Here is a 16,900-nt window from a genome sequence, read left to right as displayed (position 1 = left end):
AGGATCATGATCCTCTGTGGATAAGTGATTATTCACATGTAAGATCATAGTATTAAGGAAGATCGTTTGCTGTGAATGATCGGTGATCCTATTGCGTATAAGCTGGGATCTAAATGGCATGTTATGCACAGGCACTTTGGAGTACCAAGGTTGTTATGTGGATATGTACCGGTTTTACCCTGCTTTTAAGCATACTTATCCACATTCGTTCGCGTGATCTTTAATCAAATTAGAGCAAATTAATCCAATTTTTGACCCAAACCTCTGCCGGATCCTCGGGAATTTCATGTTGGATGACGTCAATTTCTAAAATATCACCCAAACGTTTGGCGCCTTGTGCGATCAATTGTTGATCCAATGCTCTCACTGCACCGCAGAAAGTGTCATATTCTGAACTGCCCAAACCAACAGCACCAAAGTGCACTTGAGAAAGATCAGGCTTCTGTTGTTCGATTTGTTCTAATAATGGTTGAAGGTTATCTGGGAGATCACCCGCACCGTGGGTTGATGTGACTATTAGCCACGTACCCTCAAGCGTAAGCTCGTCTAATTCAGGGCCATGCAGCGTCTCTGTAGAAAAACCTGCTTCTTCTAATTTCTCAGCTAAATGTTCAGCAACATATTCAGCGCTGCCGAGTGTACTGCCACTGATCAAGGTAATGTCAGCCATAAAGAACCCAACCGAAGTAAAGAGCCGGTATTGTACGCTGTGAATCAGCTGGGATCTACCTGTGGATAATGTGGGTATAGTTATTTAGTGCTCAAGGCACAATGGTACGCATGATGGGGTTTTGCAGGGAGATAAGTGTCTCCGTTGACTGGATCTCATCGATAGTCTGGATCTTGTTGATAAGTACCTGCTGGAGCGCATCTATTGACTTACACATCACTTTAATAAAAATGCTGTAGTGGCCGGTGGTGTAATAGGCTTCTACAACTTCTTCTAAACCTTCCAGTTTTTTTAGTGCCGACGGGTAGTCTTTGGCACTTTTCAAAATAATACCGATAAAGCAACACACGTCATACCCGAGTTTTTTTGGATTAACGTGAACACAAGCCGCGGTAATGATCCCTGCCTGGCGCATTTTCTCCACTCGCACATGGATAGTTCCTGGACTCACGCCAAAATTTTTTGCCAATTCAGCATAAGGTGTGCGCGCATTTTCCATTAATGCGTTCAGGATGCCGCGATCGAGATTATCGATTTGATAAATTTCACCCATATTTGCCTCCTTTTTTTAACGATTAGTTAATTTAAGACCCATAAAAATGAATGATTAAAAGTGAAAAGGCAATATTGTTTGTTGGATATTGAATTTAACCCTCATTCTGTTGCTTAATCGATGTCAAGCCAGGTGGCATAACCTAATTAGCATAATCAGTAATAACGAATCGAGAAAACGGCAATGAAAAAACAATTTATCCAAAAACAACAACAAATCAGCTTCGTAAAATCATTCTTTTCCCGTCAATTAGAACAACAACTGGGTCTGATTGAAGTACAGGCACCAATCCTGAGTCGTGTGGGTGATGGTACTCAAGATAACCTTTCAGGTTCAGAGAAAGCCGTTCAGGTAAAAGTGAAGACATTGCCGGATGCAACTTTTGAAGTCGTTCATTCATTAGCTAAATGGAAACGCAAAACCTTGGGTCGCTTTGATTTTGGTGCTGACCAAGGGATATATACTCATATGAAAGCATTGCGCCCTGATGAAGATCGCCTAAGTGCTATTCATTCTGTGTATGTTGATCAGTGGGATTGGGAACGCGTGATGGGCGATGGTGAACGCAACCTGGCTTATCTGAAATCCACTGTTAACAAGATTTATACCGCTATTAAAGAAACTGAAGTAGCGATCAGTGCTGAATTTGGTGTGAAACCATTCCTGCCAGAGAATATTCAGTTTATCCACAGCGAAAGCCTGCGCGCTCGCTTCCCTGACCTGGATGCTAAAGGCCGCGAACGTGCGATAGCTAAAGAGCTGGGAGCTGTATTCCTGATTGGCATCGGTGGTAAATTGGCTGACGGTAAATCTCATGATGTGCGAGCGCCAGATTATGATGACTGGACGTCGCCGAGTGCTGAAGGTTTTGTGGGCTTGAACGGTGACATTATTGTCTGGAACCCTGTTCTTGAAGACGCGTTTGAAATCTCATCCATGGGGATACGTGTTGATGCTGAGGCACTTAAACGCCAATTGGCACTGACTTCTGATGAAGATCGTCTGAAACTGGAATGGCACCAATCACTGCTGAGTGGTGAAATGCCGCAAACTATCGGTGGCGGTATCGGCCAGTCTCGTTTAGTGATGTTATTGCTGCAACAGCAACATATCGGTCAGGTTCAATGTGGTGTATGGGGGCCAGAAATTAGCGAGAAGGTTGCAGGCCTGCTGTAAATCCCCTTCATACTTGATGTTGTAGGGTTGTTAGCGGCGCGCACTCACCTGAATCACTTACTTGAGTAAGCTCATCGGGGTTTGTTCGCTTGCTGCCTACCTACAACACCAATTATATTGGGTATTGATTCCCAATATAATTGCGGGTTTTTAATCTATGCTGTAGTGATATATAAATATTTTAAATATCACTATATGCAAGGTTGTTGATGTTATGGCCCTTTTTCATCCTATAAAGCACTATTTACACGCTCGGCCACGATTGTTGTTTTCGCTTGGCGCGGGTGTTGTCACTTATTTCCTGCTGCCAACACATTACTCGGTATTGCTGCGCCTAATGGTGAGTTGGAATGTTTCCGCCTGGCTTTATTTACTGTTTTTATGGTTGCAATTATTACGCACTGATTCGACGAAAATCAGCAAAATAGCCCGGGTGCAGGATGAAAGTGCCAGCATGGTGTTGAGTATTGTCAGCATGGCGTGTCTGGCCAGTATTCTGGTTATTTTATTTGAATTGAGCACGGCGAATCAGCTCTCAGGCTCTGCCAAGGCGTTCCATTTGGTCCTGACAGGGCTGACGTTATTGGTTTCATGGTTATTATTATCCACCGCTTTTACTATGCATTACGCACATTTGTTTTATATGCGCCGCGATAAATCAGAAACGGTTCTACCGTTACTTTTCCCCAAAGAGATAACCACGCCTTCCTATTGGGATTTCCTTTATTTCTCATTTACCATTGGTGTGGCTTGCCAAACTGCCGATGTCTCTACCGGCACGTCAGATATCCGCCGCGTAGTGCTCTTGCAGTCAGTGTTATCATTTATCTTTAATATGACGATATTGGGGTTGTCGATAAACGTTGGTGCCGGCCTGCTTAACTAGCGCTTCCAGCGGCGCATCAAGCGGCTTTTTAGCCCAGTATCAAAACGCCAGATATGATCGAAAATTCGCATGATACCAGGCTTACCATACGCAGACATGGCAACAGCATGAAAACGGTGCTGGTGGGCTTGTTGCTGGATTTTAATCTTTCTGACTAATTCGTCTGGTAAACGTTGGGCGATAAAATCTGAAATGATCACTGCATCTGCGTCATACCATTCTCTATCTTCCATTTTATTTAATGTGCTGGCTAAGCAAGCAGCCAGATCGGTACCTCCGCGAAAATGTTGGCCAAGAAAACGAATCGCCTGCTCAATACCACTGGCAGCAGATAGCTCGTAGTGAATTATTTCAGTGGCAAATAGCATGATGTAACAGCGGCGATTATCTGCCAGTGCAATTCGAAGCAGAGCCAGACAAAATGCTTTGGCACATTGTTCGTTAAATCCACCCATGGAGCCTGAGGTATCGACACAGACGATAAAAGGGCCGCGAGGGTGTTCATCATTGCTTTTAAGACTGACCGGGCGCTGTAAGGTTTTCTCCTGCCAGTTGTCACCCTGCAAACGGTAAGTGAGTAAGCGGCGCTCCAGTAAACGGCGATAAAACTCAAATTCCAGCTCGCTCATCCCTAACATCACCAGTTCAGTCGGGAGCAATCGCAAAATATCATTGCTTTGATGAATGCCACTGACCTCCTCTGGCACCGTATCGGGCTGGCGGACCATGACAGTATAAGGTTCGTAGCGAGCCTCTGGTGTCGGTTGTGCCTTTGCTGAACGGCTACGACCCAATTGCTCGGCCAGTTGTTGTAATTCGGGTTGTTGTTGTAGAAAGTCACCGTATTGCAGTAGCAATTGATAATCGCCACGCTGTAAGTGGCCCTGACTCATATCCCAAAGCCGCCCTGCCGCCCCATCATTGGTTGCCAGTACAGGTTCTAATGCCCCACTGAGCGCCAATCTCTGCTGGAGTTCAGCCAGAAGTTGTTCCCGCTCTTGCTCAAGTAACTGGTGATGAATGGTGATGGTTTGTAGCGTTAGACTGACACGCCAACGCTGTAAAAATAAGGTTTGTAAACTATCACCGGGTTGAGGGTTTCTGGCTAAATCAGCGGTTTGTAGCAATGTATTGGCTTGTGAAGCAAAGGGCGATTGCCATTGCTGTAACTGAGCCACAATATCTGGCAGATGCGCATAAAATAGTGGGCTACTTTCCAACAGGCTTTGTTGGTATAGGGAAAACTCATTTGCCAGAGTAGCCGGAGCTTTAGCCTCGCGGATACGCTGCTGTAAGTTTTGCTTCCAACCAGGAATATCTTTCATTAGCGCCCGTTTAATTCGCGGGAATTTTTCGAAAAATAGTGCTAATTGAGGTGACGCCAATAGCCCGATCACCATCTCTTCGATAAGCTCACCCTCACTTATCGATAGCAGCATATCCAATGTTGCCAGGCTGAGCATCTGTCAGTGTCCGCGCATTTTTTGCTGTTGCTGTTTAAGTTGTTCTGCCACCTGCAACAAGCTGGCCTCGACTTTGGCAAGCCATGAGGAGGGAGTGAATAAACACGGCTGATGTTGGCTGAATAGCCGCCGCTGTTCGGCAAGACTATGTTCTACTGTGGTTAATTCCACCAGCAATTCCGGGGGAACACTGGCAGTTGCCGCGCCCGGTTGGGAAAGTGTGGAGGGTTGGCGGCTGATATCTAGTATCGTTATATGCAATTGATCATCAATTTCTGCATCAATGGATTGGGCATAACCGACACCATTTAATTTAGCGCGCAAGCTCCCTCCTTTGTTCAACCATTGAGCGAGGGCATCTTTTTCTATTTGCAAATGGGTAACTTGAATATCATGCAGGCTGAGCGGTTTTTGCAGCAAAAGCGTCAAAGTGCTGTCTGTCAGGTCGTCTGGTAGAGCATATTGGGGTTTGCGGCTGAACATACCGCTTTGTTTGACGATGGTTAACGCTTGATGGTCACTTTGCTGTTGTTGGTGCTGTAACCACTGACCCTGAACATGTTGTAGTTTCATTAACAGGCTTTGCTGTTGATATCCCTGCTCGGTTAATAACTGTTCAAGCTGCTGTTGCAGCAGCTTAAGCGAACTGAGGTCATGCCACAGGCAATCTTTCAGCAAGATTAAGTCGATGGGTGTCACTTCACTGCGGCCACTAAAGAAAGCACTGGCTTGTAACAGGCGTAGCGCTTTTTTCCAACGTCTATCTGAGACATAGGGCGCTTGTTCTTGCGCACTGAGCCGTTGACGTAACTGAAAAATAAGCTCAAAACAGTGATCCGGTAAGGTGATTTTGTCGATTAACGGTTGCCACTGATAGAACTCTTCATCGCTGATACTGAGATTTTCTGCCACCGGATTATGATTTTCATTCTGTCGGCTGAGCAGTAGTGAGCGGAAGTTCTGCTTCTCTTGTACGCGATCCAGCCATAGGCGGATCAACATGCGGTCATAAAGTGCTTCCAGGCTACTATCAGCGTCAGGCAGCTCGTTAGAGGCAGTAACGAGTAATCGCATAGGGATGCTGTCTTCCCGATCACCATTTCTAAAGCGCCGTTCATTAATCGCTGTCAGCAAGGTGTTCAGAATTGCCGGGCCGGCTTTCCAAATCTCATCCAAAAAGACGATTTCAGCCTCCGGCAGGTAACCGCCTGTCATCCGTTGATAGCGTCCCTCCTCTTTCAATGCCTGAATCGAGAGGGGGCCAAACACCTCTTCCGGTGTTGAGAAACGGGTCATCAGATATTCAAATGCACGGGCATTACGGAAGGCAAATTTCAGGCGGCGGGCAATCAGGCTTTTGGCAATTCCTGGTGGGCCGAGCAAAAAAACACTCTCGCCACTGAGGGCGGCCAGCAAACATAAGCGGATAGCTTCCTGTCTTTCATACAGACCACTTTCAAGGGCGCTGCTTAAGCGGGAGATTCTTTCTGCTAATTGTGATGATTGCGCCATAATTGTTCTACATGTTCCGTTAGTTGATTGATTTTTACCTGATAAAAAGGAATAAACCATCTTTTCTTCATGGGATCGCTGGTTTTATTAATAAGATAGTTCGTTGATTCGTAGAATTTTTATATCATCAGTTATTTGTAATTGATGAATTCTCGCTCTGTTAGGTGCCTATTTAAGAGTAGGCAATCCATTGAAATCGTGCATACTGTGCGCCTTTTGGTGGGCGTATAAACAATACAGAACCGAGGATTAAGGTTCTTAAACGCACGCATCAGCTTATGGATGTTCTAGCAAAAAGAAATCAATTATGAGCACAGAACATAAACAGTCTTTATCGGCGGTAACCCTGGCAGCAATAGGGGTAGTTTACGGTGATATTGGTACCAGCCCGCTCTATACCTTGAGAGAGTGCTTTTCTGGTCATTATGGTTTTGATGTCCGCCCGGACGTGGTGTTTGGCTTTTTATCGCTGATTTTCTGGATGCTTATCCTGATAGTCTCGATTAAATATCTTACCTATGTCATGCGGGCCGATAACGCCGGCGAAGGGGGGATTTTAACGTTAATGTCTTTGGCTGGGCGTAATACCTCTTCCAGAGCCACCTCAATACTGGTGATTCTCGGGTTAATTGGCGGCAGTTTCTTTTATGGTGAGGTGGTCATCACCCCGGCAATATCCGTTATGTCGGCCATTGAAGGGCTAGAAATAGCAGCCCCAGCATTAGACCCTTATATTGTTCCCTGCTCCATTGCGGTACTCACTCTGCTGTTTGTGATTCAAAAGCACGGTACCGGCAGTGTCGGTAAATTATTCGCTCCCGTGATGCTGGTCTGGTTTCTGACGATCGCACTACTTGGTTTACGCAGTATTATTGCGAATCCAGAAGTATTGGTTGCGCTGAATCCTAAATGGGCGATAGGTTTCTTTGCTGAATATAAAACCGTGTCGTTTTATGCGCTTGGTGCCGTCGTATTGGCGATAACCGGGGTGGAAGCCTTATATGCAGATATGGGCCATTTTGGTAAATTCCCTATTCGTTTAGCTTGGTTTACCGTGGTTTTGCCCTCATTAGTACTGAACTATTTTGGTCAGGGCGCGTTATTGCTGAAAAACCCTGAAGCCATCAAAAACCCCTTCTTCTTATTAGCCCCTGATTGGGCATTGGTTCCGCTGTTAATTCTGGCGACGCTGGCGACCGTTATTGCCTCGCAGGCGGTTATTTCCGGTGTCTTCTCGCTCACCCGACAGGCGGTTCGCTTAGGCTATTTACCGCCAATGCGGATTATTCATACCTCCGAAATGGAATCTGGCCAGATATATATCCCGGTCATTAACTGGACTCTCTATCTGGCGGTGGTATTGGTTATTGTGGGCTTCGAACGTTCCAGTAACCTGGCGGCCGCGTACGGTATCGCCGTAACCGGCACCATGGTGATAACCAGTATTCTGTTCTGCATCGTGGCATTGAAAAACTGGCACTGGAATCGGGTATTTGTCGGCATCTTACTGGTGATTTTGCTGATTATCGATGTCCCTATGTTCTCTGCCAATGCGTTGAAATTGTTCTCAGGTGGTTGGTTGCCAGTGTCTCTGGGGCTGGTGATGTTTATCATCATGACTACCTGGAAAAGTGAACGTTTCGGTTTGCTGCGTCGAATGCATGAACACGGTAATTCACTGGAAGCGATGATTGCTTCATTGGAAAAATCCCCCCCGGTGCGGGTTACTGGTACTGCTGTGTATATGTCGCGTGCAATGAATGTTATTCCCTTCGCGCTGTTGCATAACCTTAAACATAATAAGGTGTTGCATGAACGGGTTGTGCTACTGACATTGCGGACTGAAGATGCGCCGTATGTGCACAATGTGAACCGGGTAACCATCGAACAACTCTCCCCGACGTTTTGGCGAGTGGTGGCCAGTTATGGTTGGCGTGAAACACCGAATGTGGAAGAAATCTTCCATCGCTGCGGCCTGGAGGGGTTGCCATGCCAGATGATGGAAACCTCATTCTTTATGTCCCATGAGTCGCTAATCCTTACCAAGCGGCCGTGGTACCTGTTCCTGCGCGGTAAGTTATTTATCGCACTCAGTCGGAATGCGCTGCGTGCTGCTGACCAGTTTGAGATCCCACCGAATAGGGTGATTGAGCTTGGGACGCAGGTAGAGATTTAATCTGAAAGGCCGTTATGATTAACGGCCTTTTTTGTACCTATTCTTCTTCTTTTTCCACTGTTCAGCGAAACGTTTCGATGGCGATCACAATTTCATCAAATTGGGTTTGCCTTCTGCGGCTATTTTTCTAAACTCAGTATCAGCGAAACGTTTCGCTGTTGGAGTAGAAAATGAAAAAAGGCGCATTACTTAATTCTGATATTTCCGCTGTTATCTCCCGCCTGGGCCATACCGATCAGGTTGTGATAGGTGATGCGGGGCTGCCGATACCGGCAACCACCACACGTATCGATCTGGCACTGACACGAGGCGTCCCTGGATTTCTTCAGGTTCTTGAGGTGGTAACACAAGAAATGCAGGTTGAAAGTGCAGTCTTGGCGGAGGAGATCGTTAAAAATAATCCGCAACTCCATGAAGCGTTACTCGCGCAACTATCACAACTTGAGCAGCACCAGGGAAACCAAATTGTTTTGCGCTATATCAGCCATGAGGCTTTTAAAGAGCAAACCAAACAAAGCCGGGCAGTGATCCGTAGCGGGGAATGTTCCCCCTTTGCTAATGTCATTCTCTGTTCCGGCGTAACCTTCTGAGGCATTTATGCAACCTTTGCTGCAACTTAAAGGGATTGATAAAGCCTTTCCCGGCGTTAAAGCACTCTCCGGTGCCGCACTGAGTGTCTATCCCGGCAGGGTGATGGCACTGGTAGGCGAAAATGGCGCTGGAAAATCGACCATGATGAAAGTGCTGACCGGCATCTACAGTAAAGATGCTGGCAGTCAGTATTTTATGGGTAAGGAAGTGGCGTTTAATGGCCCAAAAGACTCGCAGGAAGCGGGCATTGGCATTATTCATCAGGAACTTAACCTGATTCCTCAATTAACTATCGCAGAAAACATCTTCTTAGGGCGTGAGTTTGTTAATCGTTTTGGCAGCATCGATTGGAAAAAGATGTATGCCGAAGCCGATTTACTGCTGGCGCGCCTTAATATCAGTTACAGCAGCCATCGGCTGGTGGGTGAGCTTTCCATTGGTGATCAGCAAATGGTGGAGATAGCCAAAGTGCTGAGCTTTGAATCCAAAGTGATCATTATGGATGAGCCAACTGATGCGCTTACCGATACTGAAACCGCCTCTCTGTTTAATGTGATTAAAGAGCTAAAGGCGGAAGGTCGCGGAATTGTTTATATCTCTCACCGGTTAAAAGAGATTTTTGAGATTTGCGACGACGTCACGGTATTTCGTGATGGGCAATTTATTGCCGAAAAACCGGTTGATAGTCTGACTGAAAACTCACTGATTGAGATGATGGTGGGCCGTAAGCTGGAAGAACAGTACCCGCGCTTGAATATACCCCGTGGTGAAAAGCGTTTGCAGGTCAAACAGCTCTGTGGCCCGGGCGTGAAAAATGTCAGTTTCACTTTATACAGTGGCGAAATTTTGGGGGTTGCCGGTCTGATGGGGGCTGGTCGCACCGAGCTGATGAAAATCATCTATGGCGCGCTACCGCGTAAATCAGGTTTTGTGATGTTGGATGGCCGCGAAGTTGTCACCCATTCACCACAAGATGGTCTGGCAAATGGCATTGTCTATATTTCTGAAGACCGCAAACGGGATGGTTTGGTACTTGGAATGTCAGTTAAAGAGAATATGTCTTTGACTGCATTGCGTTATTTTAGCCGTTCAGGTGGTTCGCTCAAGCATGCTGAAGAGCAGCAGGCGGTATCGGATTTCATTCGTTTATTTAATATTAAAACCCCGTCCATGGAACAACCTATTGGTTTGTTATCCGGTGGTAACCAGCAGAAAGTGGCTATTGCACGCGGTTTAATGACCCGCCCTAAAGTGCTGATCCTTGATGAACCTACCCGTGGTGTTGACGTCGGGGCTAAAAAAGAAATTTACCAATTAATCAACCAATTCAAACAAGAAGGGTTGAGCATCATTCTGGTTTCCTCAGAAATGCCGGAAGTGCTGGGCATGAGTGACCGCATTCTTGTGATGCATGAAGGCCAGCTAAGCGGCGAGTTCTCTATTGAACAGGCTACCCAGGAAGTGTTGATGGCAGCAGCCGTTGGCAAGCGTGATTTATTGAAAAATAATTTATTTACACTCTAAATAATTCGAGTTGCAGGAAGCCAACGCAAATGCGGCTTGAAATATGACGAGTAGAGCAGGAGTAATCAGATATGAGTTCCCAAGCTATCCAGACAAAACGCTGGTTCAGTAAAGAATGGTTATTAGAACAAAAATCACTGATTGCGCTGCTGGTGCTGATTGCTGTGGTTTCGTCACTAAGTCCGAACTTCTTTACCCTAAATAACATGTTTAACATTCTCCAGCAGACTTCTGTCAATGCCATTATGGCGGTGGGTATGACGCTGGTTATCCTGACATCCGGTATTGATTTGTCTGTCGGGTCATTATTGGCACTGACTGGCGCAGTAGCGGCATCTATTGTTGGATTGGAAGTGAATGCTTTGGTTGCCGTCGCCGCTGCATTGGCGCTAGGGGCATTTATTGGTGCCATAACCGGGGTCATTGTCGCTAAAGGTAAGGTACAAGCATTTATTGCCACTCTGGTCATGATGCTACTATTACGTGGCGTTACTATGGTTTACACCAATGGTAGCCCAGTAAATACCGGTTTTACTGATGTGGCTGATACTTTTGGCTGGTTCGGTATCGGGCGCCCATTGGGTATACCAACACCAATCTGGTTGATGGCTATCGTCTTTATTGCTGTGTGGTACATGTTGCACCACACTCGCCTGGGCCGCTATATCTACGCATTGGGTGGCAATGAGTCAGCAACACGGCTCTCTGGTATCAGCGTAGATAAAGTTAAGATTATTGTTTATTCATTATGTGGATTGTTAGCGGCACTGGCTGGGATTATCGAAGTGGCCCGCCTGTCGTCAGCACAACCTACAGCCGGTACCGGCTATGAACTGGATGCAATCGCAGCCGTGGTTCTTGGGGGTACCAGCCTTGCTGGGGGTAAGGGGCGGATCGTCGGCACCCTGATTGGCGCGTTAATCCTCGGCTTTTTAAATAACGGTTTGAATTTATTGGGTGTCTCCTCTTACTACCAAATGATCGTAAAGGCAGTGGTTATCCTGCTGGCGGTATTGGTAGACAATAAAAGCAGCAAATAACCTCTTAACTCCCTACAGGAATTGCGACCATGAAAATGAAGAAACTGGCTACCTTGATCTCTGTTGTTGCCCTGAGCGCCACCGTAAGTGCTAACGCACTGGCAAAAGACACCATCGCACTGGTAGTTTCCACGTTGAATAATCCGTTCTTTGTTTCAATGAAAGACGGCGCGCAAAAAGAAGCGGATAAACTCGGCTACAACCTGGTGGTATTGGATTCTCAAAACAATCCGGCGAAAGAACTGGCTAACGTGCAGGATCTGACAGTTCGCGGCACCAAACTATTGCTGATTAACCCAACTGATTCTGATGCAGTCGGTAACGCAGTTAAAATGGCGAATAAGGCCAATATCCCGGTTATCACGCTCGACCGTTTGGCAAACTCTGGCACTGTGGTGAGTCACGTTGCATCCGATAACCGTTTTGGTGGCAAAATGGCCGGTGATTTCATTGCCAAAAAACTGGGTAATGATGCCAAAGTGATTCAGTTGGAAGGGATTGCGGGTGCTTCTGCGGCCCGTGAACGTGGTGAAGGCTTCAAGCAGTCAATGGATCAACATAAATTCCAACTGTTAGCCAGCCAACCTGCTGATTTTGACCGTACTAAAGGTTTGAATGTGATGCAGAACCTGCTGACCGCTCACCCGAATGTTCAGGCTGTATTCGCACAGAACGACGAGATGGCACTGGGCGCACTGCGTGCCTTGCAAACAGCCGGTAAAGCCGATGTGCTAGTGGTTGGTTTTGATGGCACCGACGACGGTCTTAAAGCAGTCCAAGGCGGCAAACTGGGCGCAACTATCGCTCAACGCCCTGATCAGATTGGTGTTATTGGTGTACAAACCGCTGATAAAGTATTGAAAGGCGAGAAAGTGCAGGCCGTTATCCCGGTAGATTTGAAATTAGTGACTAAATAATATCGAAAAGCAGGGCATATAACGCCGCTGCCCTAAAACGGAAAACAAAACGTTACGGGTGGCGGTGTCATTCACAAAGGAATAAATACGATGAAAACAGGCAAACTGGTGGTCTTGGGCAGCATCAATGCCGATCATATTCTGAATATTGAGCAGTTTCCGCGCCCAGGTGAAACGGTGATCGGGAAGCAGTATAAAGTCGCGTTTGGTGGCAAAGGTGCTAACCAGGCGGTTGCTGCTGGCCGTAGCGGAGCAAACATCGCGTTTATTGCCTGTGTGGGTGAAGATGATATTGGTGACCGGGTGCGTCAGCAATTAGCCAGCGATAATATTGATACCGCGCCAATCGAGGCTGTAGCTGATACCACAACCGGTGTTGCTTTGATTTTCGTGAATGGTGAAGGCGAAAACGTTATTGGTATCAATGCCGGTGCTAACTCGGCAGTTACACCTGAATATCTTGGTCGTTACCAGCAACAAGTTATCGATGCAGATGCATTATTGATGCAACTGGAATCACCACTTGAGACAGTTATTGCTGCCGCTAAATTGGCGAAGCTGCATCAAACACAGGTTATTCTTAATCCGGCGCCAGCTCGTGAATTACCGGACGAGCTATTAACGCTGGTGGATATGATTACTCCGAATGAAACAGAAGCCGAGCGTTTAACGGGGATTCATATTGATCAGGATGATGACGCAGCGCAAGCAGCGCAAATTCTGCATGATAAAGGCATCGCTACCGTAATCATTACATTGGGTAGCCGTGGTGTATGGCTTAGTGAACAAGGTAAAGGGAAATTGGTTGCCGGGTTCAAGGTTAACGCTGTAGATACTATTGCTGCTGGTGATACATTCAATGGCGCATTATTAACTGCGTTATTGGAAGGTCAGGTAATGGACTCAGCAGTACGTTTTGCTCACGCAGCGGCCGCTATCGCGGTGACTCGCCCCGGCGCGCAGCCCTCTATTCCGTGGCGTGCAGAGATCGACAGTTTCCTACAAGGCCAGGTATAACTTTGGCCACCATGAAAGACGTCGCCCGCCTGGCGGGCGTATCTACGTCAACAGTCTCACATGTTATTAATAAAAACCGCTTTGTCAGTGACCCTATTCGCGACAAAGTGCTGGCTGCTATCAAACAGCTCAACTATGCCCCTTCAGCACTGGCTCGTAGTTTGAAACTCAATCAAACCCGTACCATTGGTATGTTGGTTACCGCCAGTAGCAACCCGTTTTATGCTGAAGTAGTCCGTGGCGTGGAGCGCAGTTGCTATGAGCGTGGTTACAGTTTGATTCTATGCAATACCGAAGGCGATATCGATCGCATGAGCCATAGCATTGAAACTCTGATGCAAAAGCGCGTCGATGGTCTGCTACTGATGTGCACCGAAAACCACCGCCCTTCTCAAGATATTCTGCGTTGCTACCCGTCATTACCGATAATCATGATGGACTGGGCACCCTTTGAGGGCGTCAATGACGTGATTCAGGATAATTCATTATTGGGTGGCGAAATGGCAACCTCATATTTGATTGCTAGAGGCTATACCCGAATCGCTTGTATTGCTGGCCCACAAGATAAAACCCCTGCCAAAGAACGTTTGGAAGGGTACCGTCAGGCTATGGATCGCGCAGGTTTACCTATTCCATCCGGTTATGAAGTTGCCAGTGATTTTGAATTTGGTGGCGGTTTAGTCGCTATGAAACAGTTGCTTGCGCTACCGGAACCCCCAGAAGCGGTGTTTACCAGTAATGATGCGATGGCTGTTGGGGTTTATCAGGCTTTGCATCAGGCGGGGTTATCGATACCACAAGATATGGCGGTTATTGGTTACGATGATATTGAAATCGCACAATATATGACACCGCCATTGACCACTATCCATCAACCAAAAGACTCCCTTGGTGAACTGGCTATTGATACACTGATCCATCGATTGAATAACCCGGAAGCGGAACCACAAGTTCTGATTCTCACTCCCGAGCTAATAGAGCGGGGATCGGTGGTCAGTTGTTAAACTTCACTCTCTGCAGGTTGTGTGGCTTTTTTGCTATTACGGCCTTGAATTAGATTGTCGCCATCATTTGGTTTCAGTAATAAGAACACCATGGATGAAAGTAATGTCACTATTCCCATTGTAATAAAGGTGTAGTGGAAGTGATCGACATTGCCACCAAACGATAACCCATCATAAAACCGCAATACCACCGCACTAATGGCAACGCCAAAGCTAATGGCCAGTTGTTGGGTTACCGCCAAAACACTGTTACCTGAGCTGGCATTGTTATCGGTTAAGTCAGCCAGTGTGATGGTATTCATCGCAGTGAACTGTGTCGACATTGCCATCCCCAAGACAAACAGCGGCAATATCATCATCCACGGCGACATGCCCGGTGATTGCAGCGCAAATAGCGCAATCAGCACTCCGATAATAACCGTAATTCCTACCAATACAGTCCTATAACCCAGTGAACGTAATACTTGAGTAACGGCAGATTTTGCCATCATTGAACCAATGGCGGTTGGGGCCATCATACAACCGGCAATAATGGCTGAGTATCCGAACCCGACTTGTAACATCAGTGGCATCAGAAAAGGCACACACCCGGTACCTAAACGGGAGGCCACGTTACCGGCAATCCCAACCGAGAATGTTCGGTTTTTAAATAGCGGCAAACCAATCAATGGATTTGGATGACCTTTGGCGTGGAATATATAGAAGAGCAACATCAATAAACCACTCAGTAACACCGTGACTGGCAGATAGCTGGCGATATCCGGTCGGCCCATTATCTCCAGACTTACGGATATCAGGACCAAACTGCTACCAAATAGCAGGAAACCGATAATATCAAAGGCACGTTTAGGCATGGTGAAGTCCGGCATATATTTACGGGCATAAAAGATGCCCAGTAAGCCGATAGGAATATTAAGGATAAAGATCCAATGCCAAGTGGTATAGGTCACCAGTAATCCACCTAATAGTGGCCCCATCACCGGGCCGACTAACCCTGGGATAGTGACAAAATTCAGAACCGGCAATAACTCACTGCGTGGGTAAGCCCTGATCAGCGCAAGCCGGGCCACAGGCATCATCATTGCGCCACCCACCCCTTGAATAACCCGGGAGGCCACCAGAAAAGCCAATGAATCTGAAAGTGCGCACAGTAATGACCCTAGCGTAAATAGAGATACAGCCAGAATGAATACCCGTCGGGTACCAAAACGGTCCGCCAGCCAGCCACTCACTGGAATCAACATCGCGACCGTCAGGGTATAGCTGATAATTGCTGACTGCATGGTCAGTGGTGAGCGGTTAAGGCTTTCAGCAATTGATGGGAGTGCCGTATTCAGTATGGTGGCATCCAAAGCCTGCATAAAGAAAGCCATGGCAGCTAGCCAAGGAAGGCCCGCCATACTGCGTGCAGATTTTATCATTGTTCGTCCTGATTATAGGGGTGAGTGTGAGCACCTTCTTTATATATAGAGAGATAGAACAGCTAGCCGTTAATTTTTATCTGTTAATAATACCTGACATGCCAGCAAGGCTCCCTGACTGTCACCTGCCAAAATTGTATCAACAATATCCTGATGGTATTGCAGCTTAATCACTTCATCGCCGGTAATGGCGCGGAAATAGCTGTGATAAACCGAACTGAACAAATTGGCGAAAGAGGTCAAAAACGGGTTACCACTGGCTTCATATATTAACTGATGAAATTGAGCATCCACTTGAATCCATTTTTCACGATTAAAGTGAGTATCTAACGCACGCATCTCTGCAATCAGTGATGCTAACAATGCTCGCTGTTGCTCATTGGCATTAATGGCTGCCAATGAACAGGCTTGAGGCTCAAGTGAGGTTCTTAATATAAGGAAGTGTTGCATCACTTGATCGAAATTCTCTCTGTTCAGCCACCAAGTGAGTAACTCCTGATCGAGGTAGTTCCAATTTGTTTGTGGCATCACTCGGGTACCAATGCGTGGGCGGGGTAATAACATCCCTTTTGCTGCCAGCATCTTTACTGCTTCACGAACGGCAGTACGACTAACACCAAATTGCTCCCCCAACTCTATCTCACCAGGCAGTATGCTGCCGGCTGCATATTCTCCGGCGAGAATTCGCTGGCCAATCTTCTCAGCCAACAGGTAAGAGAGATTTCGCTGGGCGGCCTGTTGTTGGGTATTTAGTTGCATGGTGATTTGTCCTATCTGTCTTCTTATATATCTATTTTACTCTACTGTTTAACACTGGTAGTGAATGTTTAGCTTAATAATTGTTTAAACATTGGTCTTTTAGCCTATTTTTGCTGAAATAAAACGCGGTTGAAAAGTTTTTTCAAATTAGGGGTTGCAGGCTGTCAGGAACTCCCTATAATGCGCCTCCA

At 46.6% G+C, this 16,900-nt stretch carries 15 protein-coding genes; 9 read left to right on the top strand and 6 right to left on the bottom strand.

Features of this window, described 5'->3' with window-relative positions; translation table 11 throughout:
* Nucleotides 1–229 precede the first annotated feature (229 nt).
* A complete protein-coding gene (gene mioC, locus V1952_RS13060) occupies nucleotides 230–670 on the bottom strand; it encodes an FMN-binding protein MioC (protein WP_005192870.1) in 441 nt (146 codons plus the stop codon).
* 91 nt (nucleotides 671–761) lie between these two features.
* On the bottom strand, nucleotides 762–1,223 hold the full coding sequence (asnC, locus tag V1952_RS13055) for a transcriptional regulator AsnC (protein ID WP_083161588.1): 462 nt from the start codon (nucleotides 1,221–1,223) through the stop codon (nucleotides 762–764).
* 183 nt (nucleotides 1,224–1,406) lie between these two features.
* On the opposite strand from asnC, the gene asnA reads away from it, so the two are divergent.
* Nucleotides 1,407–2,399, top strand: coding sequence for an aspartate--ammonia ligase (gene asnA, locus V1952_RS13050; protein WP_420074873.1), 993 nt, complete (start codon nucleotides 1,407–1,409; stop codon nucleotides 2,397–2,399).
* A 214-nt stretch (nucleotides 2,400–2,613) separates the two neighbouring features.
* A complete protein-coding gene (locus tag V1952_RS13045) occupies nucleotides 2,614–3,285 on the top strand; it encodes a DUF1345 domain-containing protein (protein ID WP_372560174.1) in 672 nt (223 codons plus the stop codon).
* On the opposite strand, the gene viaA is transcribed toward V1952_RS13045, so the two are convergent.
* Nucleotides 3,282–4,748 (bottom strand): ATPase RavA stimulator ViaA, encoded by a 1,467-nt coding sequence (gene viaA, locus V1952_RS13040; protein ID WP_420071613.1) that lies wholly within the window; start codon nucleotides 4,746–4,748, stop codon nucleotides 3,282–3,284. The genes V1952_RS13045 and viaA overlap by 4 nt on opposite strands.
* Nucleotides 4,749–4,751: 3 nt before the next feature.
* Nucleotides 4,752–6,260 carry an ATPase RavA gene (gene ravA / locus V1952_RS13035; RefSeq protein WP_420074872.1) on the bottom strand — a complete coding sequence of 503 codons (1,509 nt, stop codon included), beginning with the start codon at nucleotides 6,258–6,260 and terminating at the stop codon, nucleotides 4,752–4,754.
* Between the two features lie 307 nt (nucleotides 6,261–6,567).
* On the opposite strand from ravA, the gene kup reads away from it, so the two are divergent.
* The 7 genes from kup (at nucleotide 6,568) to rbsR (ending at nucleotide 14,529) form a co-directional block, all read left to right on the top strand.
* Nucleotides 6,568–8,436: a low affinity potassium transporter Kup gene (gene kup, locus V1952_RS13030; RefSeq protein WP_420074871.1), complete on the top strand. Its 1,869-nt coding sequence runs from the start codon at nucleotides 6,568–6,570 to the stop codon at nucleotides 8,434–8,436.
* A gap of 170 nt (nucleotides 8,437–8,606) precedes the next feature.
* A complete protein-coding gene (gene rbsD, locus V1952_RS13025) occupies nucleotides 8,607–9,026 on the top strand; it encodes a D-ribose pyranase (protein WP_083161597.1) in 420 nt (139 codons plus the stop codon).
* Between the two features lie 7 nt (nucleotides 9,027–9,033).
* A complete protein-coding gene (gene rbsA, locus V1952_RS13020) occupies nucleotides 9,034–10,551 on the top strand; it encodes a ribose ABC transporter ATP-binding protein RbsA (protein WP_083161599.1) in 1,518 nt (505 codons plus the stop codon).
* Between the two features lie 71 nt (nucleotides 10,552–10,622).
* The gene (gene rbsC, locus V1952_RS13015) at nucleotides 10,623–11,591 is read left to right on the top strand and encodes a ribose ABC transporter permease (protein WP_083161601.1); all 969 of its coding nucleotides are present in this window, start codon (nucleotides 10,623–10,625) and stop codon (nucleotides 11,589–11,591) included.
* Nucleotides 11,592–11,620: 29 nt separating this feature from the next.
* The gene (rbsB, locus tag V1952_RS13010) at nucleotides 11,621–12,508 is read left to right on the top strand and encodes a ribose ABC transporter substrate-binding protein RbsB (RefSeq protein ID WP_083161603.1); all 888 of its coding nucleotides are present in this window, start codon (nucleotides 11,621–11,623) and stop codon (nucleotides 12,506–12,508) included.
* A 90-nt stretch (nucleotides 12,509–12,598) separates the two neighbouring features.
* Nucleotides 12,599–13,525 (top strand): ribokinase, encoded by a 927-nt coding sequence (gene rbsK / locus V1952_RS13005; protein WP_372560169.1) that lies wholly within the window; start codon nucleotides 12,599–12,601, stop codon nucleotides 13,523–13,525.
* Between the two features lie 2 nt (nucleotides 13,526–13,527).
* Nucleotides 13,528–14,529: a ribose operon transcriptional repressor RbsR gene (gene rbsR, locus V1952_RS13000; RefSeq protein WP_372560168.1), complete on the top strand. Its 1,002-nt coding sequence runs from the start codon at nucleotides 13,528–13,530 to the stop codon at nucleotides 14,527–14,529.
* Here rbsR and mdtD read toward each other — a convergent pair.
* Both mdtD and V1952_RS12990 read right to left on the bottom strand, forming a co-directional pair.
* Nucleotides 14,526–15,950, bottom strand: coding sequence for a multidrug transporter subunit MdtD (mdtD, locus tag V1952_RS12995; protein WP_083161609.1), 1,425 nt, complete (start codon nucleotides 15,948–15,950; stop codon nucleotides 14,526–14,528). The genes rbsR and mdtD overlap by 4 nt on opposite strands.
* 69 nt (nucleotides 15,951–16,019) lie before the next feature.
* A complete protein-coding gene (locus tag V1952_RS12990) occupies nucleotides 16,020–16,709 on the bottom strand; it encodes a FadR/GntR family transcriptional regulator (RefSeq protein ID WP_083161611.1) in 690 nt (229 codons plus the stop codon).
* Between the last annotated feature and the right edge of the window lie 191 nt (nucleotides 16,710–16,900).

The sequence above is a fragment of the Yersinia sp. 2542 StPb PI genome, assembly GCF_048593855.1.
GTDB classification, from domain to species: Bacteria; Pseudomonadota; Gammaproteobacteria; order Enterobacterales; family Enterobacteriaceae; genus Yersinia; species Yersinia enterocolitica_E.
Note: the sequence above shows the minus strand (reverse complement) of the source record. Positions and strands in the feature narration are given on the sequence as shown.

Coding starts and splice junctions, on each gene's coding strand:
- mioC (WP_005192870.1), bottom strand. CDS start 670: ATGGCTGACATTACCTTGATCAGTGGCAGTACACTCGGCAGCGCTGAA.
- V1952_RS13045 (WP_372560174.1), top strand. CDS start 2,614: ATGGCCCTTTTTCATCCTATAAAGCACTATTTACACGCTCGGCCACGA.
- rbsA (WP_083161599.1), top strand. CDS start 9,034: ATGCAACCTTTGCTGCAACTTAAAGGGATTGATAAAGCCTTTCCCGGC.
- V1952_RS12990 (WP_083161611.1), bottom strand. CDS start 16,709: ATGCAACTAAATACCCAACAACAGGCCGCCCAGCGAAATCTCTCTTAC.
- viaA (WP_420071613.1), bottom strand. CDS start 4,748: ATGCTCAGCCTGGCAACATTGGATATGCTGCTATCGATAAGTGAGGGT.
- rbsK (WP_372560169.1), top strand. CDS start 12,599: ATGAAAACAGGCAAACTGGTGGTCTTGGGCAGCATCAATGCCGATCAT.
- rbsB (WP_083161603.1), top strand. CDS start 11,621: ATGAAAATGAAGAAACTGGCTACCTTGATCTCTGTTGTTGCCCTGAGC.
- asnC (WP_083161588.1), bottom strand. CDS start 1,223: ATGGGTGAAATTTATCAAATCGATAATCTCGATCGCGGCATCCTGAAC.
- asnA (WP_420074873.1), top strand. CDS start 1,407: ATGAAAAAACAATTTATCCAAAAACAACAACAAATCAGCTTCGTAAAA.
- kup (WP_420074871.1), top strand. CDS start 6,568: ATGAGCACAGAACATAAACAGTCTTTATCGGCGGTAACCCTGGCAGCA.
- rbsC (WP_083161601.1), top strand. CDS start 10,623: ATGAGTTCCCAAGCTATCCAGACAAAACGCTGGTTCAGTAAAGAATGG.
- rbsD (WP_083161597.1), top strand. CDS start 8,607: ATGAAAAAAGGCGCATTACTTAATTCTGATATTTCCGCTGTTATCTCC.
- mdtD (WP_083161609.1), bottom strand. CDS start 15,950: ATGATAAAATCTGCACGCAGTATGGCGGGCCTTCCTTGGCTAGCTGCC.
- ravA (WP_420074872.1), bottom strand. CDS start 6,260: ATGGCGCAATCATCACAATTAGCAGAAAGAATCTCCCGCTTAAGCAGC.